This window comes from Ammoniphilus sp. YIM 78166 (assembly GCF_004522215.1).
Taxonomy (GTDB): Bacteria; Bacillota; Bacilli; order Aneurinibacillales; family RAOX-1; genus YIM-78166.
Genome location: NZ_SDLR01000001.1, coordinates 146,537 through 166,365, shown reverse-complemented (window position 1 = coordinate 166,365; position 19,829 = coordinate 146,537). Strand labels below are relative to the sequence as shown.

The following is a 19,829-nucleotide window of genomic DNA, read 5'->3' as shown; positions in this document are numbered from 1 at the left end:
GTTTTTTTCTTTCAAGTCGTTACCGAAAAAACGAGCAGCTGCCTAAACGCAACTGCTCATTTCCAGCTCCATATCTTAAAATAAATTTCCGTCTTCGTTAAACCTCATATACTCCGGATCACCTAGGATTTCGATATTGGGATTTGCCTTAGCTTCCTCAAGCAAGCATTCCGAAATGAGCATGTGCTCAAGCTCCAGCGTATTTTTGATCCGAATGATTCTCATTTGGCTATAATCTACGTCAAAACAGGTTTTCATGGCTGCTCGGATAGCCAAACTGTCGTTTTCCATGACCATAGGTATCTTTACGCTCTGGGCAAGCCTATTCGTCAAAGGATTCGGATACGTGGACTCAAATTGAATTTTATCAAAAAATCTTCTTGAGCAGGTGTCAGCATTGGTCATCCCGTTAGCATTGCCATGCGATTCTCTCGTAAGGTCTAAAACAGCTATTCGTTGGGCTAGCGGATGGTACGTGAGGGACCCGGAGTAATTCCTTCTAATGATATTCGGATCCATCCCGCTGCCTGAAATGTTCTTCCCCATCTCATCCACAATAAGCACATCGCATTTATCAAACCTAATACTTGGCATGAGTAGCTTTGCTTCATCTAGCAGACCAGGTTCTTCTTCCATAATTCTCTCCCTGGGTATGGCCACGATTTTTAAGGTTTCATCATAGGCGTTTTCTATCATTCCTACTGCAAAAGCGATCTTTGATTTCTCTATCGCCACTCTTGCGATTTCCTCGACTCTAAATGGTATATTCTCCACGCCTGCCGCATGGATGATTTCAGCCCCGACTTGCTTACCTAGCCCGACAGCTATCATTTTGGCCAATCCGCTTTCATAGGGAGCCCTAAAAGAGGTGTGAGGCTTAATCCGCCCCGTAACAATAATCGCATCCGCTTCCGTATACGCATTTTTATCCATATGGACAGGGAGTCCGTTCTCGGAAACCCCAATCTGGACCACCTCCATACTAGAAATAATAGGAGCACCCGTGGATTCTTCGGTTATCCCAAGCTCCGCAAGCACTTCTGTCTGTCCTTCACCCGTTGCTCCTCCATGACTCCCCATTGTTGGCACGATAAAAGGGTGGGCGCCTCGCTCTTTGATCGCCATCATAATTTCTTTTACAATCTGTGGCATGTTGGCGATCCCCCTGCTGCCTACTGCTATAGCAACACGATCATTACGTTTAATCCTTCCCATAATTTCTTCTCTGTCGAGTTCTTGCCTAATGGCTCTAGATATGTCTGCGAGCGCTTCTCTTGCAAATCGCTGTCTGATTTTAATCATTCTAGGAATATTTATACCTTTAAACAATTTCTCCATTTCATCCTCCATACCATCGCCTGAATCAAAACTTGTCCAACTTCTTCATTTTCTTCTAGATATGCAAATATTGTACCAATTGAAAACACCGCTAAAAGACACAGGATGAATAACTATAAATGTAGTATCTGCCATCAATTGTTGCATCAATATGCTACATTCGTAGTGCTTCGAATAAAAAAGCCGCAGAAATAGAAGGGAATCCTCCTAGATCTACGACTCCTAAATCACCATCGTTTTGGTCCGGTTTAACGTAACCACTTTCCCCCGCATTCTCCTTGCACTCCCGACTGACGGTCGTATACCACCTTACCGCGTGATAGCGTGGTTTGAACCGCGCATTTCAGATGATGTCCCACATACAGGCTGTGTGGGTGTTTGGATAACAGCTCCTCGGTTTGCACCTGCCGCTCGTGGTTCAGGTCGAGTAGAGCGAGATCCGCGTCAAAACCTGGCGCAATCCCTCCCTTGCGAGGATACAAGCCAAATCGAATGGCCGGATTCGTGGATAACCATTTGGAGATCTGCGGCAAGGAAATTTTCCGATTCACATGCGCCTCGGTAACGATCGCCTCAAGGGAAAACTGGCCTCCCAGGATCCCTCCCCAAGCCTGAAACATGTTGTCTCCGTTGAATTTCATTGATGCCGGGCACGGAGAATGATCCGAAGAAATCATATCAATCTTCCCAGCAACAAGCTTCTCCCATAACCCTTCTTGAGCTTGTTTGTCCCGAAGCGGTGGAGCGCACTTGGCCGAGGGACCGATGCGTTCAAAGTCCTCATTCGTATAGAGTAAATAGTGAGGGCATGTTTCTAGCGTTACATTTACCCCTCTTTGTCTCGCCCGTTCAATGAGTTCCACTGACTTCGGGTGGCTAATATGCACAAAGTGAAGAGGACAACCCGTTTCTTCTGCATATATCAAGGCCCGTTGAACAGCTTCCATTTCAGCCAACGGCGGACGAGATTCTACGTAGTCTCGGACCGTTACCTGTCCTTTCGCAAGCTTTTCTTCCGTCCATTCCTGAATGATTGATTCACTCTCCGCATGTAAGGCCAGGATCTTATTCAATTGGGCAATCTGCTTCATTCCTCGATAAAGCGTCCTTTCATCCGCTCTCCCAAACTCCGTTCCAGCTGAGGACATAAAGGCTTTAAAGCCAATTACTCCTTGTTCTGTCAATCCAGCCAACTCTTCTTCATTTCCTGGAACAAGCCCGCCCCATAAACCATAATCGACATAGGAATGGCCATCCGCTAAGGCCTGCTTTTCAATCAAGTTAGTCACCGTGATGGTCGGAGGATTACCATTGAGCGGCATGTCGAAATAGGTTGTAATGCCACCGGCTGCCATCATGCGAGATCCATGCACAAAGCCTTCCCAGTCCTCGCGATTCGGCTCATTAAAGTGAACGTGAATATCGATCATGCCCGGCATAATGGTCAGACCTGAGGCATCCAAGATGTTCTCCCCATCGATACGCTCACCCAAATCAACAATGACCCCGTTGCGGATCCCAATATCTACGAGCTTCACATCCCCCTCTAGAACGACAAGGCCTCCTTTAATGACTAAGTCCAAATCCTTCATACGATCACCTCCAACATGGATTTTCTTCTAATTGATCAATGGAAAAATCAAACCTCCGTAGGCGAAGGCGGCAACAATGACAAAAGCCGGATGAACCTTCCACTTGGTTAAAGCTAGAAAAGCCAAAAGCGCGATCCCAAGGGATTGCCATAATCCCATGGAAGCGATAGCGTCCCCAGCAAATTGCCAGGTTAAGATCAACATCATGACGGCAATGACAGGTTGAACCAGTAACGTCATTCCCTTGACAACAGGAGATTGCCGGTGTCGCGAAATGACCTTTAACAGTAAAATCAAAGCCAGCGCTGAAGGTACAACCGTAGCAACTAGGGCTATAACGAAGCCCAACCAACCTAGCACTTCAAAGCCTACATAAGCTGCAATCTTGGTGGCAATCGGTCCGGGCAGCGCATTTCCAACGGCCAGCATATTGGAGAATTGGGCGTTGTCCAGCCAATGGTACCGATTCACAATTTCTTCATACATTAACGGAATGGAAGCCGGGCCCCCGCCGTATCCAAATACATTAGCCAGAAAGAATCCGAGAAATAAACTGAGCCCTATGATCATGCTGACATCCCCTTTCCTTTCTCCCTTCTTTCCTCAAGCTTGTGCTTCAATCTAAAATGGAACGCTCCATAGGCAAGAAAAATGATAATGACAATAGCCGGATGAAGGGTAACCACTTGAAGCAAAAGAAAGGACAAAACGAATAGAAGTCCTCCCACCAGTATCCCTAACCCTTTTACTGCTTTTTCCGCAAACTCATAGGCCATCTGACCGAGCATTACGGCAATGACCGGCATGACTGCCGCAATCATCCCTGTTACGACCGTTGAATAACTGAGAACATTCGCTAGAGTTAACAGCGCCACCATCACGACGCTAGAAGGCAAGATATGACCCAGTACAGCTATCACGGCCCCCATGGTGCCTTTTTGCTTATAGCCCAAATAAGCGGCCATTTTCGTAGCAATCGGACCTGGCAAGGCATTGGCAATGGCTAGAATCTCCCCGAATTCTTCGTCCTCCATCCACTTGTAGCGAGCGACCGCCTCGTATCGGATCAACGGTATTACAGAAGGCCCGCCGCCAAATCCCAAAATTCCGGTGCGAACCATTGCTACGATCAGTTCTTTATATGAATTCCCCATCTTTTTCTCCCTTCTAGCAACTAGAAAACTTTATGATCCTTCTCCGATAGCGAAGCGCAAGCCTAATAAACATCCAGCGCCGCTTGCACAGCCTTTCCTACCTCAATCTCCGCCCCATGGCGCAAAAGAACGGCTTCCAGCGCGCCAAGGACATGGAGAACATTTTTCTTCCGGCAGCTGTATCCCATGGTGCCGATACGCCAGATTTTCCCTTTTAAAGGCCCAAAAGAACTCGCAATTTCAATATCAAAGTCATTTAGTAGCATCGAACGGACCGATTCACCGTCGATGCCCTCTGGAACGGATATGCAAGTGACCACAGGTAGTTTACAAGCTGGATTTCCGTACAATGTGAGGCCCATCGCTTGAATTCCTTTGACGAGAGCGGTCGCGTTTAACTGATGTCTCTCAAAACGTTGACTTAATCCCTCTTCTAATACAATGCGCAAGCCTTCCCTCAAGGCGTAAAGCATGGAAGTCGCTTCCGTATGGTGATTTAACTGTGCTGGACCCCAATAATCCATCAGCTGGCTTAAATCAAAGTAGTTACTTCGGATCATGCGAGTCTGCTCCACTCTTTTTGCGCCGTGCTCCACCAAGCCTTGTTCAATCTTTTTCCGTTGCAGAAGCAGCTTTTCCACCCGGGAATTAAACGTAATCGGCGCCATGCCTGAGGGCACAGACAAGCATTTCTGCGTTCCGCCGATGACTGCGTCAATCATCCATTCATCCGCTTTTACCTCTACACCGCCAACCGTAGCTACAGCGTCCACAACGAACAGAATATCACGTTCTCGGCAAGCCCTGCCGATCGCCTTGAGAGGCTGCATACATCCTGTTGAAGTTTCCCCATGCACCATGGCCACAATTTTCGGTCGCACACGATCAATTTCCCGGATAACGTCTTGCGGATCAAATACGGTGCCCCAATCGGTTTCGATATTGTAAACTTCCGCCCCATAACGTACTGCAATTTCCGTAAGCAGATGCCCGAAACGACCATAAATCGGAATGAAGACCGAGTCTCCTGGTTCAATCATACTGCCTAATACCGCCTCTAGCCCTGCTCGAGAGGTTCCATCGATCGGAAACGCCCAGTGGTTTTGAGTTTGAAACAAGTCCCGAATCATCTCCATCGTTTCATTCATAATATACGTAAACTCAGGATCAAACTGACCCAGTATCGGGGTCGCCATCGCCCGCAACACCCGAGGTTCAGCTTCTACTGGACCAGGCGTCATAATGGTTCGGGTTGAGGGATTCAAGTCTCTATATTTCATCTACTCCGTCTCCTTCTTGTAGCCTAGCTGATATAGCAATTCAATCAAGACCTTCACACCCGCTGCCAAATCCTCCTTTGAGGTATATTCATCAGGGTTGTGACTTATCCCTTTATGGCTAGGGACAAAGATGAGCGACGTGGGGTAATGTCGTGCCATCATTTGTGCATCATGCCCCGCTCCGCTCGGCATGATGGTATAAGGAAGAGACTGATCTTGGCAGATCCCTTCCACGCGCCGAAGCAAATCTGGATCCATTTCTACCGGAAGAGCATCCAGATGTTTTTCCACCTTCATTCGCAACTCCCGAGCCTCCCCTATGCTATGGCATAGGGAAATCGCTTCCTCACCGAAAGCATCCAGCACCTTCGCATGAGGATGGCGGATATCTAAGGAAAACACCGTGCGATTCGGGATGACGTTGGAGACATTGGGCTCCACAGTCATCTTTCCCACAGTGGCTACCAATGGAGCCCCCACTCGATCCGCAGCTTCGAGGATGGCGGTGATCATCTCACTAGCCCCCCGCAACGCATCTTTTCTCCAGGCCATGGGCGTCGTTCCCGCATGGTTCGCTTCTCCGACACACTCAATCGTATATCGTTTTTGCCCGACAATCTGCTCCACGATTCCAATCGGCATCTGGTTTCGCTCCAAGATAGCGCCTTGCTCAATATGAAGCTCAATAAAGGACACCACATCTTCTCGGCGCGGGGAGCAATAGTGGCCGAGCCCAAAGCCGGCTTCCTTCATGGCTGTAATGAAAGGAATGTCCCTGCTATCCTTTACTTCGTTTAATTTATCCACAGGCGCCGTACCCGTAATGTTCGAAGATCCCCAAAAGGTAAGGGGGAAGCGACTGCCTTCCTCTTCACACAAGGAGACCACTTCAAGAGATCGGCTCGGCGCTCCATAGGTTTCCTTTAGATATTGTAGAGCCAGCATCCCCGCAAGAATCCCATAGGCTCCGTCATATTTCCCTCCGCATTTCACCGTATCCACGTGTGAACCGGTAAGGATGGAGCCTTCTGCGGATTGGTCGGATAACAGCCTTCCGTACAAGTTACCTACCTCGTCATAACACGTCTTTAGACCCATCTCTTTCATTTTTAACTCAAGCGCTCGTTGTGCCTCCACCCAAGATGATGTATATAATAGGCGTGTTACCCCGCCTTCCGGATCAGCGCCGAATTGAGCTAACCACTGAACCATTTCCTCGATTCTATTCTGCAGATCTGTTATCTTCATCCACACGCCTCCTCTTTTCATGTTAATTTTTCTAACCTAAAACGGATAAGTCTATTGTATTGAATCTTTTCAGATAAGTCATTGTATCCCTTGAATAAAACTTTACGAACAGAATGTGCATGATATACAATGTATAGGTTAATTTACATAACATATTGACAATTGAGGTGATTGCTATGAAAATGATGGACGTCATGCAAATGCCCCTTCTAAAAAACGCTAAGCTCGCTGCAGGACATCTCGGCCTAGCGAGAAGAGTTGAAAGCGTGAATATGATGGACGCTCCCGATATTATTCACTACTTAAAGCCGAATGAATTATTACTCACCACCGCATTTGCCATCAAAGAATCTCCTAACCACCTCCTCGAACTGGTGAAACAAATGACGGAAAAAGGATGTGCCGGATTAGGGATTAAAACCAAACGCTTCATATCCGAAATTCCGTTTTCCGTCCTCCAATTGGCTAATGAACTAGCGTTTCCTATCATCGAAATTCCACTTGATTCTCCTTTAGGTGAGCTCACCTCCCAGATCTTAGGCTATATTCTAGAAAAAAGGACGGATGAATTGCGTTATGCATTAGAAATTCATCAAACCTTTTCCCAAATTGTGATGGAAGGAAAGGGGATGCAAGGCGTCATCTACCACCTGAACCGATTGATCCAGTATCCCGTACTGCTGCTTGACCACCGAGGGCGGGTCCATGCTAACGCCCCGATTGGCCTTACCCAAGATAGACCGCTTGCCCAACTGCTTGGCTCCATTCATACGGACCGAATCTCTTATCTCTCCTTGTTAGGGAATCGAGAGCCTCTCACCATTCTCCCTTTCGAAACCTACCAACAACGAAAAGGGTTTTTAGTCATCCTTGGCGTCACGCTGACGGATCCGTTCTCCATGTTGGCTGCAGAACAAGCAACAAACGTGATCCGCTTCGAATTTATGAAGCAGTATGCCCTAGAGGAAAGCTCCAGACGAATCAAAAATGAGTTTTTTGCCGATTTTCTGGATGGACAGATCTCCTCGGAAGATGAAATCTTGAATCGCGGGAAACACTATGGACTTTTGAAAAAACAGCCTTACAAGTGCATGGTTGCTGAAATTGATGATACCTCGGTCATTTTCAGAAAAAAATTGCTTCATCGCGAGGAAGCCATTAGCCTTTTCAAGGACCAGGTCTATGAATATTTGGATGATGCTTTTACGAGGATCAAGCAACCCTATATTCTATTTACCAAAGGACCCCATTTTGTCCTATTAATTCTCGGCGCTCCCTTGCAAGAAAGTGAAGAGCAGGCTTGGCATCATCATTTGCGAAGGATCCAACAAAACCTCTATGAGGAATTAGAAGTCAGCCTTTCGTTTGGAGTGGGCGATTACGCCGAGCAGCTCATGCACATTCCACAGTGTTATGCGAAATCCTTGGAAGCTTTAGCATCTGGTTACCAATCGAAAAAAACTCGTTTCATCCAATCCTATCGGGTGCAGGAGCTGACAGAGCTGCTGCAAATGATCCCTCATAAAAATCTCAAGCAATTCTATGACAATACACTGAAAGGACTAGCAGACTCACCTGATAAAGAAGATGCAGACCTGATTCAAACGCTGGCTGTCTATCTCGAGAACCATTGCCTGATCACCGAAACTGCCAAACAATTGTACATTCATCGAAACACCGTTTCCTACCGCCTGAATAAATGTGAAGAGATCCTTGGAAAAAGCTTAAAAGATCCCACCGAAGTCCTAAAGCTGCGGATCGCTCTCATGGCCCGATCTTTATTGCAAACTTAACGGGTCGACTGCCCCAGACATCGAGGATCATTCTGAAGAAGCAGCTCCTGTTGAGGCTACCAGCGAGAATGCCCCATGTACCGGCGACTTTTACGGTTACACCGGCAACTTCCAAGGGTCAACCAGCAACTTTAAGATGGATACCGGCAAGTTGGTGATTGGAAGACAATACCCCTTTGAAACGAAGGGGTATTGTTATGTCTTGGGTAAACTTTCTTTTAGTATTATTACTTTTCTATGGAGACCGGTCTCCACCCTCCATTCTTTACCGGCGAGTTCCTCTCCTTTACCGGCAACTGAGGTGTGTTTACAAGCAATTTGAACCCGGTTACCGGCAACTTCGTTGGCGAAGGCAGAAATATACATGTTAGGGTATATGCCTTTCTTGACAGCAGCATGTACATGCAGGGCAATTAACAGCGGATCGCACCAATCAGAAGCCATGACACTCTTAAGACTAGTAAGTTCAAGAAATATTCAAACATTAATGACAAAAATGTGAAACACTGAACAACTATATTGTGAATTTTTTCACTAGATTGTATGATAGAACCATCCTCCCCAGGAAAAACGAATAACAAAAAAACAAAAGGAGATGTTTAACATGAACAACGAATACGATCAATATCTAGAGTTGATTGAAAATGTAGAAATCGAGAAGAGAGTTCTTTATATCCGTGAAGATGGCACATGGGAATGGATTTAAGTTCACCTTTTACCAGCCACAAAAGCGAATAACCCTACTTCATTCCTGATCCGGAACGAAGTAGGGTTATTTTTTGTAAAGCTGTGGCCCGCTTCTATTCAAAATTTGCTATCTCCCCAACCACATCGATATAACAAACAACACCGCCAAGTGAAGAGGATAAAAACTTCTATAAAGTGGCTTGATTCTTGGCATGAAGCGGTACGAATAGGGTAAACCAATCAGGATGGTCGCAAAGATACTAAAAAACTGAATCCAATATCCTATGCCATAGGCGGCAAAGAAGAACAGATTCAATAGCATGTGATAACGAACTAGTCTCCGTTGATCAAGATATCGGTAGATCAGCACCAGAGCAACCCCATACAACCCATAATCCATCGGCACAAGTATAGCTGTACTCATGACACCTAAAAGCAAGATGGATTTCAATCGGTAACCCTCAACATGATCCAGTATGTATAAGGCGATGATGGAGAGTAAAAGAGTAAAGATCACATTTAATTCCTCTACTTGCTGAAAAGCCAAGTTGTAGGGAATTTGTGAAAGACAAGCTAGTCCGAATAAACGATACATATAGTTCTTCAGATTCCTCGTATGAAGATAACCCTGGACCAAAAACCAGCAGTATAGGGGAAAAGCCAATCTACCGACAATTCGATAGAGCTGAGAATCAGGGAAAAAGATGTATCCGATATGATCGATGAGCATCGTGGCCATCGCAATGAGTTGCAGCATCTTACAAAATCCTTCCATACTTGGTATAATTATAACATTACTTAACAAGTATACCCCAACGATACCTTCTCCCCAAGTCATAGGTTTTTTTTAGTCAGATTATCTTCCAATCTTTAACCACTTATCTTTATTAAGCCCTACTATAAATGATATTTGCTTTCTACGTAGGAGTGTGTTCATGATGAATGGTTATATGCCTTTACAGCCCGAATTCAACTGCTTTGCTACTTATATGGAACAAAGGGAGCAATTTGCAACGGACAATAGTAGAGTTCCTCTATTATGTTATGAGTTTCTAACCGATGAAACCTTCTCTAAACCTATTACCGCTATTCCCGATGGATGTATTGACATCCTCATTAGCTGCACGCAAAAGCCGGAAGCTTACCTATACGGAAGTGTACTCCAACGAATCCCCCTGGATCTTTTGCCTAATACGAAGTATTTTGGCGTTCGTTTCTTTCCCCATCATTTGAAACGCACGAACCTTTCTATCCAAGAACTCACCAGTAACCGCGTACCGCTCCACGATTTTTCAAAAATTGATTTCTATTGTATAGAAAAGATTGCCGATCAAGGAACTTTTGCCGACAAGAGAGAGTTGTTTCTTCGAGAAATAGGGGAAAGGATCTTTTCCCCAACCCCTTCTCACCTGATCCGATATGCATTAGAACGAATTGCAGAAACCAAAGGAAACATTAGCATAAAGGATCTTGGATTAGAGGTTAATTACTCTTCTCGGTATTTACGGCTCCTCTTCGAGGAATACGTTGGACTTCCACCCAAATTATTTTCTCAAATTACGAGATTTCAGTATGCGCTTCAAGATTTGCTCCATCATCGACGGAAAGAAAATCTTTGGGATAACGGCTATTATGATCAGGCCCATTTCATCCGTGAATTTAAAAAGTTTGGATCTCTCTCCCCCAAACTTTTTTTAGAAAGCCTATAGTTCCATTTCCGCTTTGTGCAATACAGAGAGGATAGGAAGTTGTACAGTTAACTTAGAAAACTAAGTTACCAAGGAGGCTTACATTCACATGAACAAGAAAAGATGGATCCGGGCCACGTTAGCACTCAGTATGGCGCTTGCTTTCACTTTCCCTGTATTGACTCCGTCCCAACAAGCCAATGCACATGGGGGCGGGGAAGCGGATTATGTTGAATTGCGGAAAACCCTTGAGGATTTTGGCGCAAAAGTTCAATGGGATCCGGCCACTAAGACGATTCGCATTATCAAGGATGGGGTTGTAGTGGAAGTCAAGCCAAATTCCAATCAAGCCCTCGTCAATGGGAAACCAGTGACACTTGAAGGACCGGTAACCGTCAAGCAAGGTTCGGCCTATGTATCCCATCACTTCGTGAATGATGTGTTTCAATCTCAGTTAGATCAGAGCGTGCAAATCCAAGCTCAAGACCATCCACTGAATCCATTGACGCCCAAAGAAATCGAGGCCGTGGTACAAACGATCAAAAAGTCTGGCAAGTGGCAGGATCATCTCCGCTTTACCGAGATTTCTGTGAAGACTCCTCCTAAAGATCAAGTTTGGGCCTGGACACTGAATCCAGAGGCTAGATCGCCATTAACCCGCAAAGCTGAATTTATTGTGTTGGACGGAAGAAGCGTCATTGAAGGGGAAGTCGATCTTTCCACCCAACAGCTAATAGCTTGGAAAGAAATCTCAGGCGTTCATGGTATGATTATCATGGATGACTTTGTGGCTGCACAGGAGGCCATTGAGGCAAGTGCCGAGTATGCTGCCGCACTAAAAAAACGAGGCATTCAAAATGTCAAGGATGTGGTGGCTACGCCACTAACCGTCGGGTATTTCGGCGGGGAAGATGAATTGGAGCATGATGCAAGATTGCTGAAGGTCGTCTCCTATCTAAATACCCGCGACGGAAACTTCTGGGCTCATCCGATTGAAAATCTCGTAGCTGTGGTCGATCTGGAAACGAAGAAAGTCATCAAAATTGAGGATAGTGGAGTCATTCCCGTTCCTATGCAGTTGAATGCTATTGACGGAAGGGACTATCCGAACAAAGCGACGGTAAAACCTCTACATATCACCGAGCCAGAGGGAAAAAACTATCAAATTGCAGGCAATACCATCAACTGGCAGAACTGGGACTTTCATCTGCGATTAGACTCCAGAGTCGGTCCGGTGATTTCCACACTAACTTATACCGATGAAGGCACCAAGCGAAAAATCATGTATGAAGGAAATCTCGGCGGCATGATTGTACCTTATGGAGATCCTGATATCGGCTGGTATTTTAAGTCCTATCTGGATGCGGGAGAATATGGAATGGGCGGCTTGTCTTCTTCCCTGGAAAAAGGGACAGACGTACCAGAGAACGCCGTTCTCCTCGATGCAACGATAGCAGATAATGAAGGAAATCCCTATACGATCCCGAATGCCATGGCCATCTTTGAACGCTATGCTGGCCCTGAATATAAGCATGCGGACCTAGTTACCTTTACAGAAGACAACCAAAGCCGAGAGCGCCGTGAGCTCGTTGTTCGTTGGGTCAGTACCATCGGCAACTATGACTACATTATCGATTGGGTATTCGCACAGAACGGAAATATCCAAATCAACGCGGGAGCTTCAGGCATTGAAGCTGTTAAAGGAGTCGTTACAAGAACGATGCAAGACGACACAGCGGAGAAAGACACACGTTATGGAACCTTGATTGACCACAACATTGTAGGGACAACCCACCAGCATATCTATAATTTCCGCCTGGATCTGGATGTCGATGGCGAGAATAACTCTTTGATGGAGGTCAATCCGAAAGCGGTCCCGAATACTGAAGGTGGCCCTCGCAAGAGTGTCATGATTACAGAGCAAAAGACCGTCCAAACCGAGCAAGAAGCCATTCAGAAATTTGATCCTTCTACCGTTCGCCTGATCAGCAACCCCAATAAAGGAAATAAAGTCGGCAACCCGGTTTCCTACCAGGTGATCCCTTTTGCTGGAGGAACGCATCCGATTGCGAAAGGAGCCCTCTTTACCGAAGACGATTGGTTGTTTAAACGAGTGAACTTTATGGACAAGCAGATCTGGGTCACCGCCTATGATCCAAATGAGAAATACCCAGAAGGCAAATATTCTAACCGCAGCAAGACGGATACTGGCCTCAAGCAGTTTACGGCGGACAATCAATCTATTGAAAACACCGACATCGTTCTCTGGATGTCTACTGGCACTACCCATGTCGCCCGAGCAGAAGAGTGGCCAATGATGCCGACAGAATGGGTCTACACGTTGCTCAAGCCTTGGAATTTCTTTGATCGTACTCCAACGTTGAATTTGCCGAAGAAGGAGTAGAACAACTCCAATACCTAATTAAGAGTCTAGCGAACATCGCTAGACTCTTTACTGTCGTGGAGACCCAAGTAGTTCTCCCAATCCATCATAGCGAGAGTCGTTGAGCACAGCATAATTCCACCTTCAATAAAAGCGGAATCGACCACATGTACCTTTACTCAAAATTATCTGCAACATAATTAATATACGAATCCATAAAACTCTCTCTTAATACAGTTGCCGATTTCCATAGGAAACCATTTTTTGAGGGTTTAAACTGGTTTCGATTAAGAATTAGAGGCAGTACACTAGCTATAAAATAAAATATGCATTCATTTACTCTCTCAAGTGTCTGATCAGAAGTCAGAGAAGCCTTTCCAAAAATATTTGGAAAATATTCATTATTAAAATGTTTACTGTAAGAGCCGTCGAATTTACCGTAGAAAGAATAATAGCAAAAAGGGTTCCTAATGTTTCCGGAACCCTTTTCTGATAATTATGAGTATAAGGTTACACCAATAAGCCCAGAGAGGACAATCACAACAGCAGGATGCATGCGAAGACGCATCAAGGCATAGAAGGCCATCATAAACAGGAAAAGAAGACTAAGTGAATGATAGGATAGGGAACCTATAATTCCGTTAGATATAGCAAACTTGATCGCTGAATAGATAATTAACCCGACGATGATGGGGCGCAACCCATAAAACGCCGATTGAACCACTCTATTTTTATTTGCTCTATAAAAAAATGTCGCTACCAGCAAGATAATCGCTAAGGAAGGGAGCAACATCCCCAGAGCCGAGACAATGCCCCCCGCCAGCCCCGCCGTTTGGTAACCGACAAAGATGGCGCTGTTTGTCGCAATCGGCCCCGGGGACATCCCTGCAATGGCGATGACATCCGTAAACTCTTGGGTCGTCAACCATTTATGTCTGGAAACTTCCGCTTCGATCACCGGGATCATAGCATAGCCTCCGCCAAACGACACCGAACCAATGACAAAGAACGTTTTAAAGAGCTCCCATAGAATCATATCCCTGCTCCTAGAAAGTAGTCAGAAGGAATGCCATCGTTTTGTTCTTCCGCTTCGATTGGAGTTGCATAGCCTAATTTATCCTTGAGCTTTACTAATCCGATCCCTATTACCGCGCCGCTTACGATAATCAAGACCGGATGAAAATGGATAGATAACAAAACGAGTACCGTTATTCCTGTCAGTACAAAAGTCGTCTTATCAATGACAGCGATCTTACCAAGCTTATACCCAGCGTAAGCAATTAAAGCCACGATCGCTGGCCGAATCCCTTCAAATGCTGCTTTCATTTTAGGATTATCCTTAAAATAAAGAAAGGAGACACCTAAGGCGATAACGATTAGAAACGTGGGGAGCATGATCCCTGCCATCGCGGCAATTGCTCCTCTTAGTCCAGCGATGCGATAGCCAATGAAGGTTGCCGAATTGATGGCGATGGCGCCAGGAACGGATTCCGCAACCGCAAAGATATCAGTTACCTCATGGACTTTTAGCCATTCTCTTCGTACTACCACTTCTCTTTCGATTAAGGGGATCATGGCATATCCCCCGCCAAACGTGACAGGGCCAATTTTCAAAAAGGTGATGAAAATATCCCAAATTAACTTCCAGTCCTTATTCATGAGAATCTATCCTCTCAGCGTGGAAGTAACGGGACGAATTCATCTTGAATGCTTTGATGGCCGTTATTTTCGGTGTAGACCTCTTCTCTTTGCAGTCCAAACTTTTCCATGATGGGTAAATCACTCGTCGAGAATAGATAGGCATCCTGAGCACCCGTGTTCGCATGCTCATGCCATGCCCAGTTCGGCACTACAAAGAAATCTCCTTCAGACCAATTAAACTTTACTCCATTAATGATCGAATATCCGGATCCCTTGAATACATGGAAAATGGTCGCACTGGTGTGACGATGAGCTTTGGAATGGAATCCCTTAGGTAACTGTTGCATCCATGAGGCCACGTTCGGATGAGCCGTTGCACCGTTGGATGGATTAATATACTCCACTGCATGCCCATCAAATGGATCGGGTTCAAACTCGCTCAGGCTATTCAAAGCTGCTTGAGTTGGACTCCATTTGTATGCTCCGAGAGGAGCGATTTTAGGAGTACGATCCGAAATCGGTCTTACCATGCCTCCCGCATAGCGTTTAGCGGAATAATTGTCGGGCAGTTTGGGCTGCTCAATCTTCTCCGGATAATTTTCAAAGAAGGTTCCCCCTAGTCCATAGATGAACGGAATGTCTAAGCAATCCATCCAGATCATCGGCTTGTCGCCTAAATGAGAATGTCCATGCCACAGTCCCTGGGGGGTAATTAAGAAATCGCCTTCTTCCATAAAAATCCTTTCACCCTGGACGATCGAATAAGCCCCTTCCCCCTTGGTGATAAACCGAAGAGCGCATTGCGTGTGTCTGTGTGAAGGGGCTGTCTCGCCAGGAAGAATCAACTGAACAGCTGCATATAGGGTTTGGGTAGTAGACGCCCATCCCCAAGGCTGACGATTCACTAGCCCCGGGTTTTGTAAATAGATGGCACGTCGTTCCCCTCCCCGTTCTGGTGTGAAGATTTCTGTTGCTTCCATTAATTTCGCATAAAGCGTTTCCCACTTCCATAAGTAAGGAATGGCTTGGGGCTGCGGCTGCCTGTGCATCAGATCAGGGATCGCACTCCAGAGTGGACCCAAATGGTAGCCCTCAATGTCCTTGGTAAATTCCTTCACCATGGTACTTTGGAAGAAATCTAATTTTTCTGCCATATTTAACCTTCCCCCTTTTTAGCTAACTGGTTTTACCGTCCCAAACTGCCCAACATTCCGATTAATTTGGCGCAGGTGCGTTTCTAGATGTTCAACCAATAAATGATCTACGACAAAAGACAACGCCTTCGTCCCGAATCGAGGGTTTCGGCTGGGGGCTTCGATGGCTAAGGCTTCATCGGTTAACCCTCCTAATACCCTTTCTACTTCCTCCTTCGTCTTACGAATGCCCTCTGCAACATCGGAAACCAATCGCTGATCCGCTTTAGCTACTGCCTCCAGTCTTCCTTCATGCTGCAAGCCTCGTCCCCATTCCATTCCGGGTGCCTCGACAACGCGTTGAATTTCACCAAGCCAATAAGGAATCGCTTCTTCCACGTGACATAACACTTCCTGGACTGACCAAGCCTCAGCGGAGGGCTTCCAACGGACTTGCTCCTCGGTGAGCGACTCCACCGCTACCAAAATGTCATCTATCAACCGATTTATCGACTGGATGTTTTTTTGTATCTGGCTCATGGTTACTCCCCCTGCCCCGCTTTTTTCACTTGATTCTGCAATACCCCGATTCGATCAATTTCAATTCGTACGACATCTCCATCCTTCAAGAAAACTTGAGGATCTCGTGCGACACCTACTCCACCTGGTGTGCCTGTTAGAATGACATCCCCAGGCTCTAAAGTCATAAGTCCGGAAAGAAACTCTACCAAATAAGGAACGGTAAATACGAGATTCTCTGTATTGGAACGCTGACGCTCTTCTCCATTGACGGTGAGAACCACTTCCAATCCGGCAGGATTTCCGATTTCATCCCCGGTTACCAGCCATGGTCCCATCGGAGCGCTGCCCTCCACGGTTTTTCCCTGCAGCCACTGGATCGTTCTTCTTTGAATATCCCGATAAGTCACGTCATTCACAATGGTGTAACCTGCTACATAATCTAACGCTTGATCAGCTGTCACATTGCGTGCACGCTTCCCAACGACAAAAGCAAATTCGGCTTCATAGTCTAGTTGCTCGGATACAGGATAGAACGGAATATCATCCTCTGGCCCGATAATCGTGTTGGCAAATTTCGCGAAGACCACGGGATACGGAGGTAAATCCCGACCCATTTCCAAGATATGCTCTCTGTAGTTATGGCCTACACAAATCATCTTCCCAGGATTCTGCACAGGGGCTTCCATACGCACGTCAGCAGCCGAGTGTAGAACTGGATACGGGAATGTACCCGCGTGATTTTGCACAAAAGCGATGGCTTCTTTTGCCAAGGACATGCTCTGCTCGCAACCTTGGAGAAACTCCACCATACTTGGAGGAATATAAGCTTCTGCAATTTGTTTCACCCGGATTTGTCCTTGGGATTCCAGTAGAGCCTGATAAGCATAGTTCAAATCGATCACTTGATTGTCATTGAGATAACCGATACGACTGAAGCCGTTGATTTGGAATGTAACTAGTTTCATAGATAAACCTCTCCCTTTTCATTCTTTTTTTGACGATAGCGCATAGTTCGCTCATCTTCTATTACACCGCTCCAGTTCAAGCCGAATGCAAAATCATAGACATGGCCTTCGGAATCCACATGGCACTCCATATCATGGGGTACATCCTCGAACTGCTCTTCTACGGTCCGCATATGAGCCGGCATTTGCATGGGCAAAAGTCCCGATGGTTCTGCTGCACCTATTACCATATCGAGTACTGCCTGATCCTGCACACCAAAGTTGACGAGAATAACCTCTACTTCTTTTTCGAACTCTTCGACCACAGCCGGATTAGATAAGAAAAGGGATACGATCACTGGTTTTCCCTTCATGGCTTCCTTCGTCTTTAAAATCAGTTCCAAATCTGTGGCATTACTAGCCGTCACGGTCTTGCCCTTATACGATCGGTTCAGCACCTCCCGCGGATCCCCGGCGAGACTCACCTCTCTAGCTGCCTCTGCGTGGTACACGCCATACTGTAAACTTTTTGGAACATATCCATTCCCTCCGGCCTCGCGATCCTCCTTGCTGTAGCCGCTTCCCGAATCAGGACCATGGACAAAAACGAGAGCAAAGTCGGCTTCTTCGGGTTGTTCCGTTATATTAAAATATTTTTTAACAATCTCCATATTCACGGGATAATCGACCTTGTCCTCGACTCGGTTTCCAAACCAATCGATTTTCTCCGGAAAGTATCGCTTAGGCACATACACGGTTTTTCCTTTTGCAAGCGGCAAGACCTGTCTCTTGTTTTTCAGCAGGACCATCGACTTCAACTGAGCCTTGTATCCTTCTTCCATAAACACCGGACACCCCACCACCTCTACGGTCTCCTCGACTTGAAGATATGGATTTTCAAAGAGACCAAGCCGGAAGATGTTTTTTAACAGCTTGACAGCTGATTCTTCAAACCTTTGGCGCATGAAGACTTCTCCATACTCCTCCACCCCCATACGATAGGCCTCCAGCACAGGTCCTGCTTCATTATTCCCGCCAAACTGATCCACACCGGACATAATGAGCTTGTAATGGCGTTCCGCGACACTCAAGTGCTCCACTCCCCAAGGCTTTCCGGAGAATTGATCCACCGTTTCAGGCTCATCTGCGGTAATCAGCCAATCGGTGCATACCACGCCATCATAGCCATATTGAGTCTGAAGCAAATCCTGGATTAAGTAGGTATTGTAGGAGTTGCCTACATTTTCCCCATTTTTAGAATCTTGATTATAGGAGATGGTGTAGTACGGCATCACCGCGGAGGCTTTACCCGTCTTTCCATCCAATTTAAAAGCTCCATCCACAAACGGTATCAGGTGTTGCTCAAAATTCTCTCCTGGATAAACGGCATATTTACCAAAACCCCAGTGCGCATCCCGTCCGCCTTCACCTGAGCCGCCACCTGGCCAGTGCTTTACCATAGCGTTTACACTGTCATAGCCCCATCCATCCGAAATTTCCTGCTCACCCTCAGAAGTCTGAAACCCATCCACAAAAGCACGGGCCATATCTGCTGATAGATGAGGATCTTCGCCGAACGTTCCGTTGAACCGATACCAGCGAGGATCGGTTGCGATATCCACTTGGGGAGAAAGCGCCGTAGCCAGTCCCAACGCGCGATATTCTTTTGAAGCGACTTCCCCGAACTTACGAACAACCTTCGGATCAAACGAGGCAGCCAAGCCCAGTGACTCCGGCCACATGGAAATCGCTCCTCCTGCTCCTTCATTAAACTCTTTACTGGAGTCCGAACCATGGCGCGGATCCGAGCTATTGTTAGCCGGAATGCCTAGTCCAACCCCTTCCGCCAATTCTTGTACGCGGTTATTCCAACGAGCGGCGATCTCAGGGCTTTGCACCGTCGTGAGCAGTACATGCCTTAAGTGATCCTTTGCCAAGAATTCCAGTTGCTGATCGGAAAGATCCCATGGATTTGCTCCACTTTCAGCAAAAGGTTTTCCACCATACGTGCTGATAAAGCGCCCTCTATTAACCGCTGGGATCGATTGGTGCCTACTATAGAGCATTAAGCCAGCAATCTGTTCGATCGTCATCTTGGAGGCTAGATCCTTCGCTCGTTCCTCTGCTGGCAATCGCCAATCCTCATACTTATCTAAGTTTCCATCCCGGCTCAAGTCCTTGAAAAACTTACCGTCTAATTCCAATATGGACACGCCTGATGTGGTCGAATAACCTAAGGTAGGTCCACCTTCGTTTTTTATATAATTAATGGTCAAAATCACTCACCCTTTCAAAATGGATAGCAAAAGGTTGATTGCAACCGTTTTCTTTTCACCTAATATGATCATACCAAGCAGCAGTCCGTCTCGGTAGGTGGAGGTTTTTACTTGAAAGTGCGTATTTTTTACTTTTAGAACTCATGCCCG

At 46.2% G+C, this 19,829-nt stretch carries 16 protein-coding genes; 3 read left to right on the top strand and 13 right to left on the bottom strand.

Annotation, left to right across the window (positions count from 1 at the left end):
* Positions 1-75: 75 nt before the first annotated feature.
* From EIZ58_RS00790 to allC, 6 genes are all read right to left on the bottom strand, one after another.
* Positions 76-1,338: a nickel pincer cofactor-dependent isomerase, group 22 gene (locus tag EIZ58_RS00790; RefSeq protein WP_240688905.1), complete on the bottom strand. Its 1,263-nt coding sequence runs from the start codon at positions 1,336-1,338 to the stop codon at positions 76-78.
* Between the two features lie 248 nt (positions 1,339-1,586).
* A complete protein-coding gene (locus EIZ58_RS00785) occupies positions 1,587-2,930 on the bottom strand; it encodes an allantoinase (protein ID WP_134698622.1) in 1,344 nt (447 codons plus the stop codon).
* A gap of 27 nt (positions 2,931-2,957) precedes the next feature.
* Positions 2,958-3,497 (bottom strand): chromate efflux transporter ChrA, encoded by a 540-nt coding sequence (gene chrA, locus EIZ58_RS00780; protein WP_167577527.1) that lies wholly within the window; start codon positions 3,495-3,497, stop codon positions 2,958-2,960.
* A complete protein-coding gene (chrB, locus tag EIZ58_RS00775) occupies positions 3,497-4,084 on the bottom strand; it encodes a chromate efflux transporter ChrB (RefSeq protein WP_134698620.1) in 588 nt (195 codons plus the stop codon). The genes chrA and chrB overlap by 1 nt, the downstream gene beginning before the upstream one ends.
* 62 nt (positions 4,085-4,146) lie before the next feature.
* Positions 4,147-5,364, bottom strand: a complete 1,218-nt coding sequence (locus tag EIZ58_RS00770) for a pyridoxal-phosphate-dependent aminotransferase family protein (RefSeq protein WP_134698619.1) — start codon at positions 5,362-5,364, stop codon at positions 4,147-4,149.
* Positions 5,365-6,612, bottom strand: coding sequence for an allantoate deiminase (allC, locus tag EIZ58_RS00765; protein WP_134698618.1), 1,248 nt, complete (start codon positions 6,610-6,612; stop codon positions 5,365-5,367).
* Between the two features lie 176 nt (positions 6,613-6,788).
* Between allC and EIZ58_RS00760 the strand changes: the two genes are divergently transcribed.
* Entirely contained in the window at positions 6,789-8,405 is a 1,617-nt protein-coding gene (locus EIZ58_RS00760) for a PucR family transcriptional regulator (RefSeq protein WP_134698617.1), read from the top strand.
* A gap of 814 nt (positions 8,406-9,219) precedes the next feature.
* On the opposite strand, the gene EIZ58_RS00755 is transcribed toward EIZ58_RS00760, so the two are convergent.
* Positions 9,220-9,867 carry a TraX family protein gene (locus EIZ58_RS00755; protein ID WP_167577415.1) on the bottom strand — a complete coding sequence of 216 codons (648 nt, stop codon included), beginning with the start codon at positions 9,865-9,867 and terminating at the stop codon, positions 9,220-9,222.
* A gap of 160 nt (positions 9,868-10,027) precedes the next feature.
* Between EIZ58_RS00755 and EIZ58_RS00750 the strand changes: the two genes are divergently transcribed.
* Both EIZ58_RS00750 and EIZ58_RS00745 read left to right on the top strand, forming a co-directional pair.
* A complete protein-coding gene (locus EIZ58_RS00750; RefSeq protein ID WP_134698615.1) occupies positions 10,028-10,801 on the top strand; it encodes a helix-turn-helix transcriptional regulator in 774 nt (257 codons plus the stop codon).
* 88 nt (positions 10,802-10,889) lie between these two features.
* Entirely contained in the window at positions 10,890-13,184 is a 2,295-nt protein-coding gene (locus EIZ58_RS00745; RefSeq protein WP_134698614.1) for a copper amine oxidase, read from the top strand.
* A gap of 475 nt (positions 13,185-13,659) precedes the next feature.
* On the opposite strand, the gene EIZ58_RS00740 is transcribed toward EIZ58_RS00745, so the two are convergent.
* From EIZ58_RS00740 to EIZ58_RS00715, 6 genes are read right to left on the bottom strand one after another with little or no spacing between them, the layout of a single operon-like run.
* A complete protein-coding gene (locus EIZ58_RS00740) occupies positions 13,660-14,199 on the bottom strand; it encodes a chromate transporter (RefSeq protein WP_134698613.1) in 540 nt (179 codons plus the stop codon).
* On the bottom strand, positions 14,196-14,822 hold the full coding sequence (locus tag EIZ58_RS00735; protein ID WP_134698612.1) for a chromate transporter: 627 nt from the start codon (positions 14,820-14,822) through the stop codon (positions 14,196-14,198). The genes EIZ58_RS00740 and EIZ58_RS00735 overlap by 4 nt, the downstream gene beginning before the upstream one ends.
* A 14-nt stretch (positions 14,823-14,836) precedes the next feature.
* On the bottom strand, positions 14,837-15,958 hold the full coding sequence (locus EIZ58_RS00730) for a cupin domain-containing protein (protein ID WP_134698611.1): 1,122 nt from the start codon (positions 15,956-15,958) through the stop codon (positions 14,837-14,839).
* Positions 15,959-15,976: 18 nt separating this feature from the next.
* Positions 15,977-16,477: a DinB family protein gene (locus EIZ58_RS00725; protein WP_134698610.1), complete on the bottom strand. Its 501-nt coding sequence runs from the start codon at positions 16,475-16,477 to the stop codon at positions 15,977-15,979.
* Between the two features lie 2 nt (positions 16,478-16,479).
* Positions 16,480-17,424: a fumarylacetoacetate hydrolase family protein gene (locus tag EIZ58_RS00720; RefSeq protein WP_134698609.1), complete on the bottom strand. Its 945-nt coding sequence runs from the start codon at positions 17,422-17,424 to the stop codon at positions 16,480-16,482.
* Positions 17,421-19,679 (bottom strand): glycoside hydrolase family 3 protein, encoded by a 2,259-nt coding sequence (locus EIZ58_RS00715; protein WP_240688904.1) that lies wholly within the window; start codon positions 19,677-19,679, stop codon positions 17,421-17,423. The genes EIZ58_RS00720 and EIZ58_RS00715 overlap by 4 nt, the downstream gene beginning before the upstream one ends.
* Between the last annotated feature and the right edge of the window lie 150 nt (positions 19,680-19,829).

Bases quoted from the DNA above. Each gene is read 5' to 3' on its own strand.
- allC (WP_134698618.1), bottom strand. From the start codon at position 6,612: ATGAAGATAACAGATCTGCAGAATAGAATCGAGGAAATGGTTCAGTGG.
- EIZ58_RS00785 (WP_134698622.1), bottom strand. From the start codon at position 2,930: ATGAAGGATTTGGACTTAGTCATTAAAGGAGGCCTTGTCGTTCTAGAG.
- EIZ58_RS00755 (WP_167577415.1), bottom strand. From the start codon at position 9,867: ATGGAAGGATTTTGTAAGATGCTGCAACTCATTGCGATGGCCACGATG.
- EIZ58_RS00750 (WP_134698615.1), top strand. From the start codon at position 10,028: ATGATGAATGGTTATATGCCTTTACAGCCCGAATTCAACTGCTTTGCT.
- EIZ58_RS00735 (WP_134698612.1), bottom strand. From the start codon at position 14,822: ATGAATAAGGACTGGAAGTTAATTTGGGATATTTTCATCACCTTTTTG.
- EIZ58_RS00760 (WP_134698617.1), top strand. From the start codon at position 6,789: ATGAAAATGATGGACGTCATGCAAATGCCCCTTCTAAAAAACGCTAAG.
- EIZ58_RS00790 (WP_240688905.1), bottom strand. From the start codon at position 1,338: ATGGAGAAATTGTTTAAAGGTATAAATATTCCTAGAATGATTAAAATC.
- EIZ58_RS00725 (WP_134698610.1), bottom strand. From the start codon at position 16,477: ATGAGCCAGATACAAAAAAACATCCAGTCGATAAATCGGTTGATAGAT.
- EIZ58_RS00770 (WP_134698619.1), bottom strand. From the start codon at position 5,364: ATGAAATATAGAGACTTGAATCCCTCAACCCGAACCATTATGACGCCT.
- EIZ58_RS00745 (WP_134698614.1), top strand. From the start codon at position 10,890: ATGAACAAGAAAAGATGGATCCGGGCCACGTTAGCACTCAGTATGGCG.
- chrB (WP_134698620.1), bottom strand. From the start codon at position 4,084: ATGGGGAATTCATATAAAGAACTGATCGTAGCAATGGTTCGCACCGGA.
- EIZ58_RS00740 (WP_134698613.1), bottom strand. From the start codon at position 14,199: ATGATTCTATGGGAGCTCTTTAAAACGTTCTTTGTCATTGGTTCGGTG.
- EIZ58_RS00730 (WP_134698611.1), bottom strand. From the start codon at position 15,958: ATGGCAGAAAAATTAGATTTCTTCCAAAGTACCATGGTGAAGGAATTT.
- EIZ58_RS00720 (WP_134698609.1), bottom strand. From the start codon at position 17,424: ATGAAACTAGTTACATTCCAAATCAACGGCTTCAGTCGTATCGGTTAT.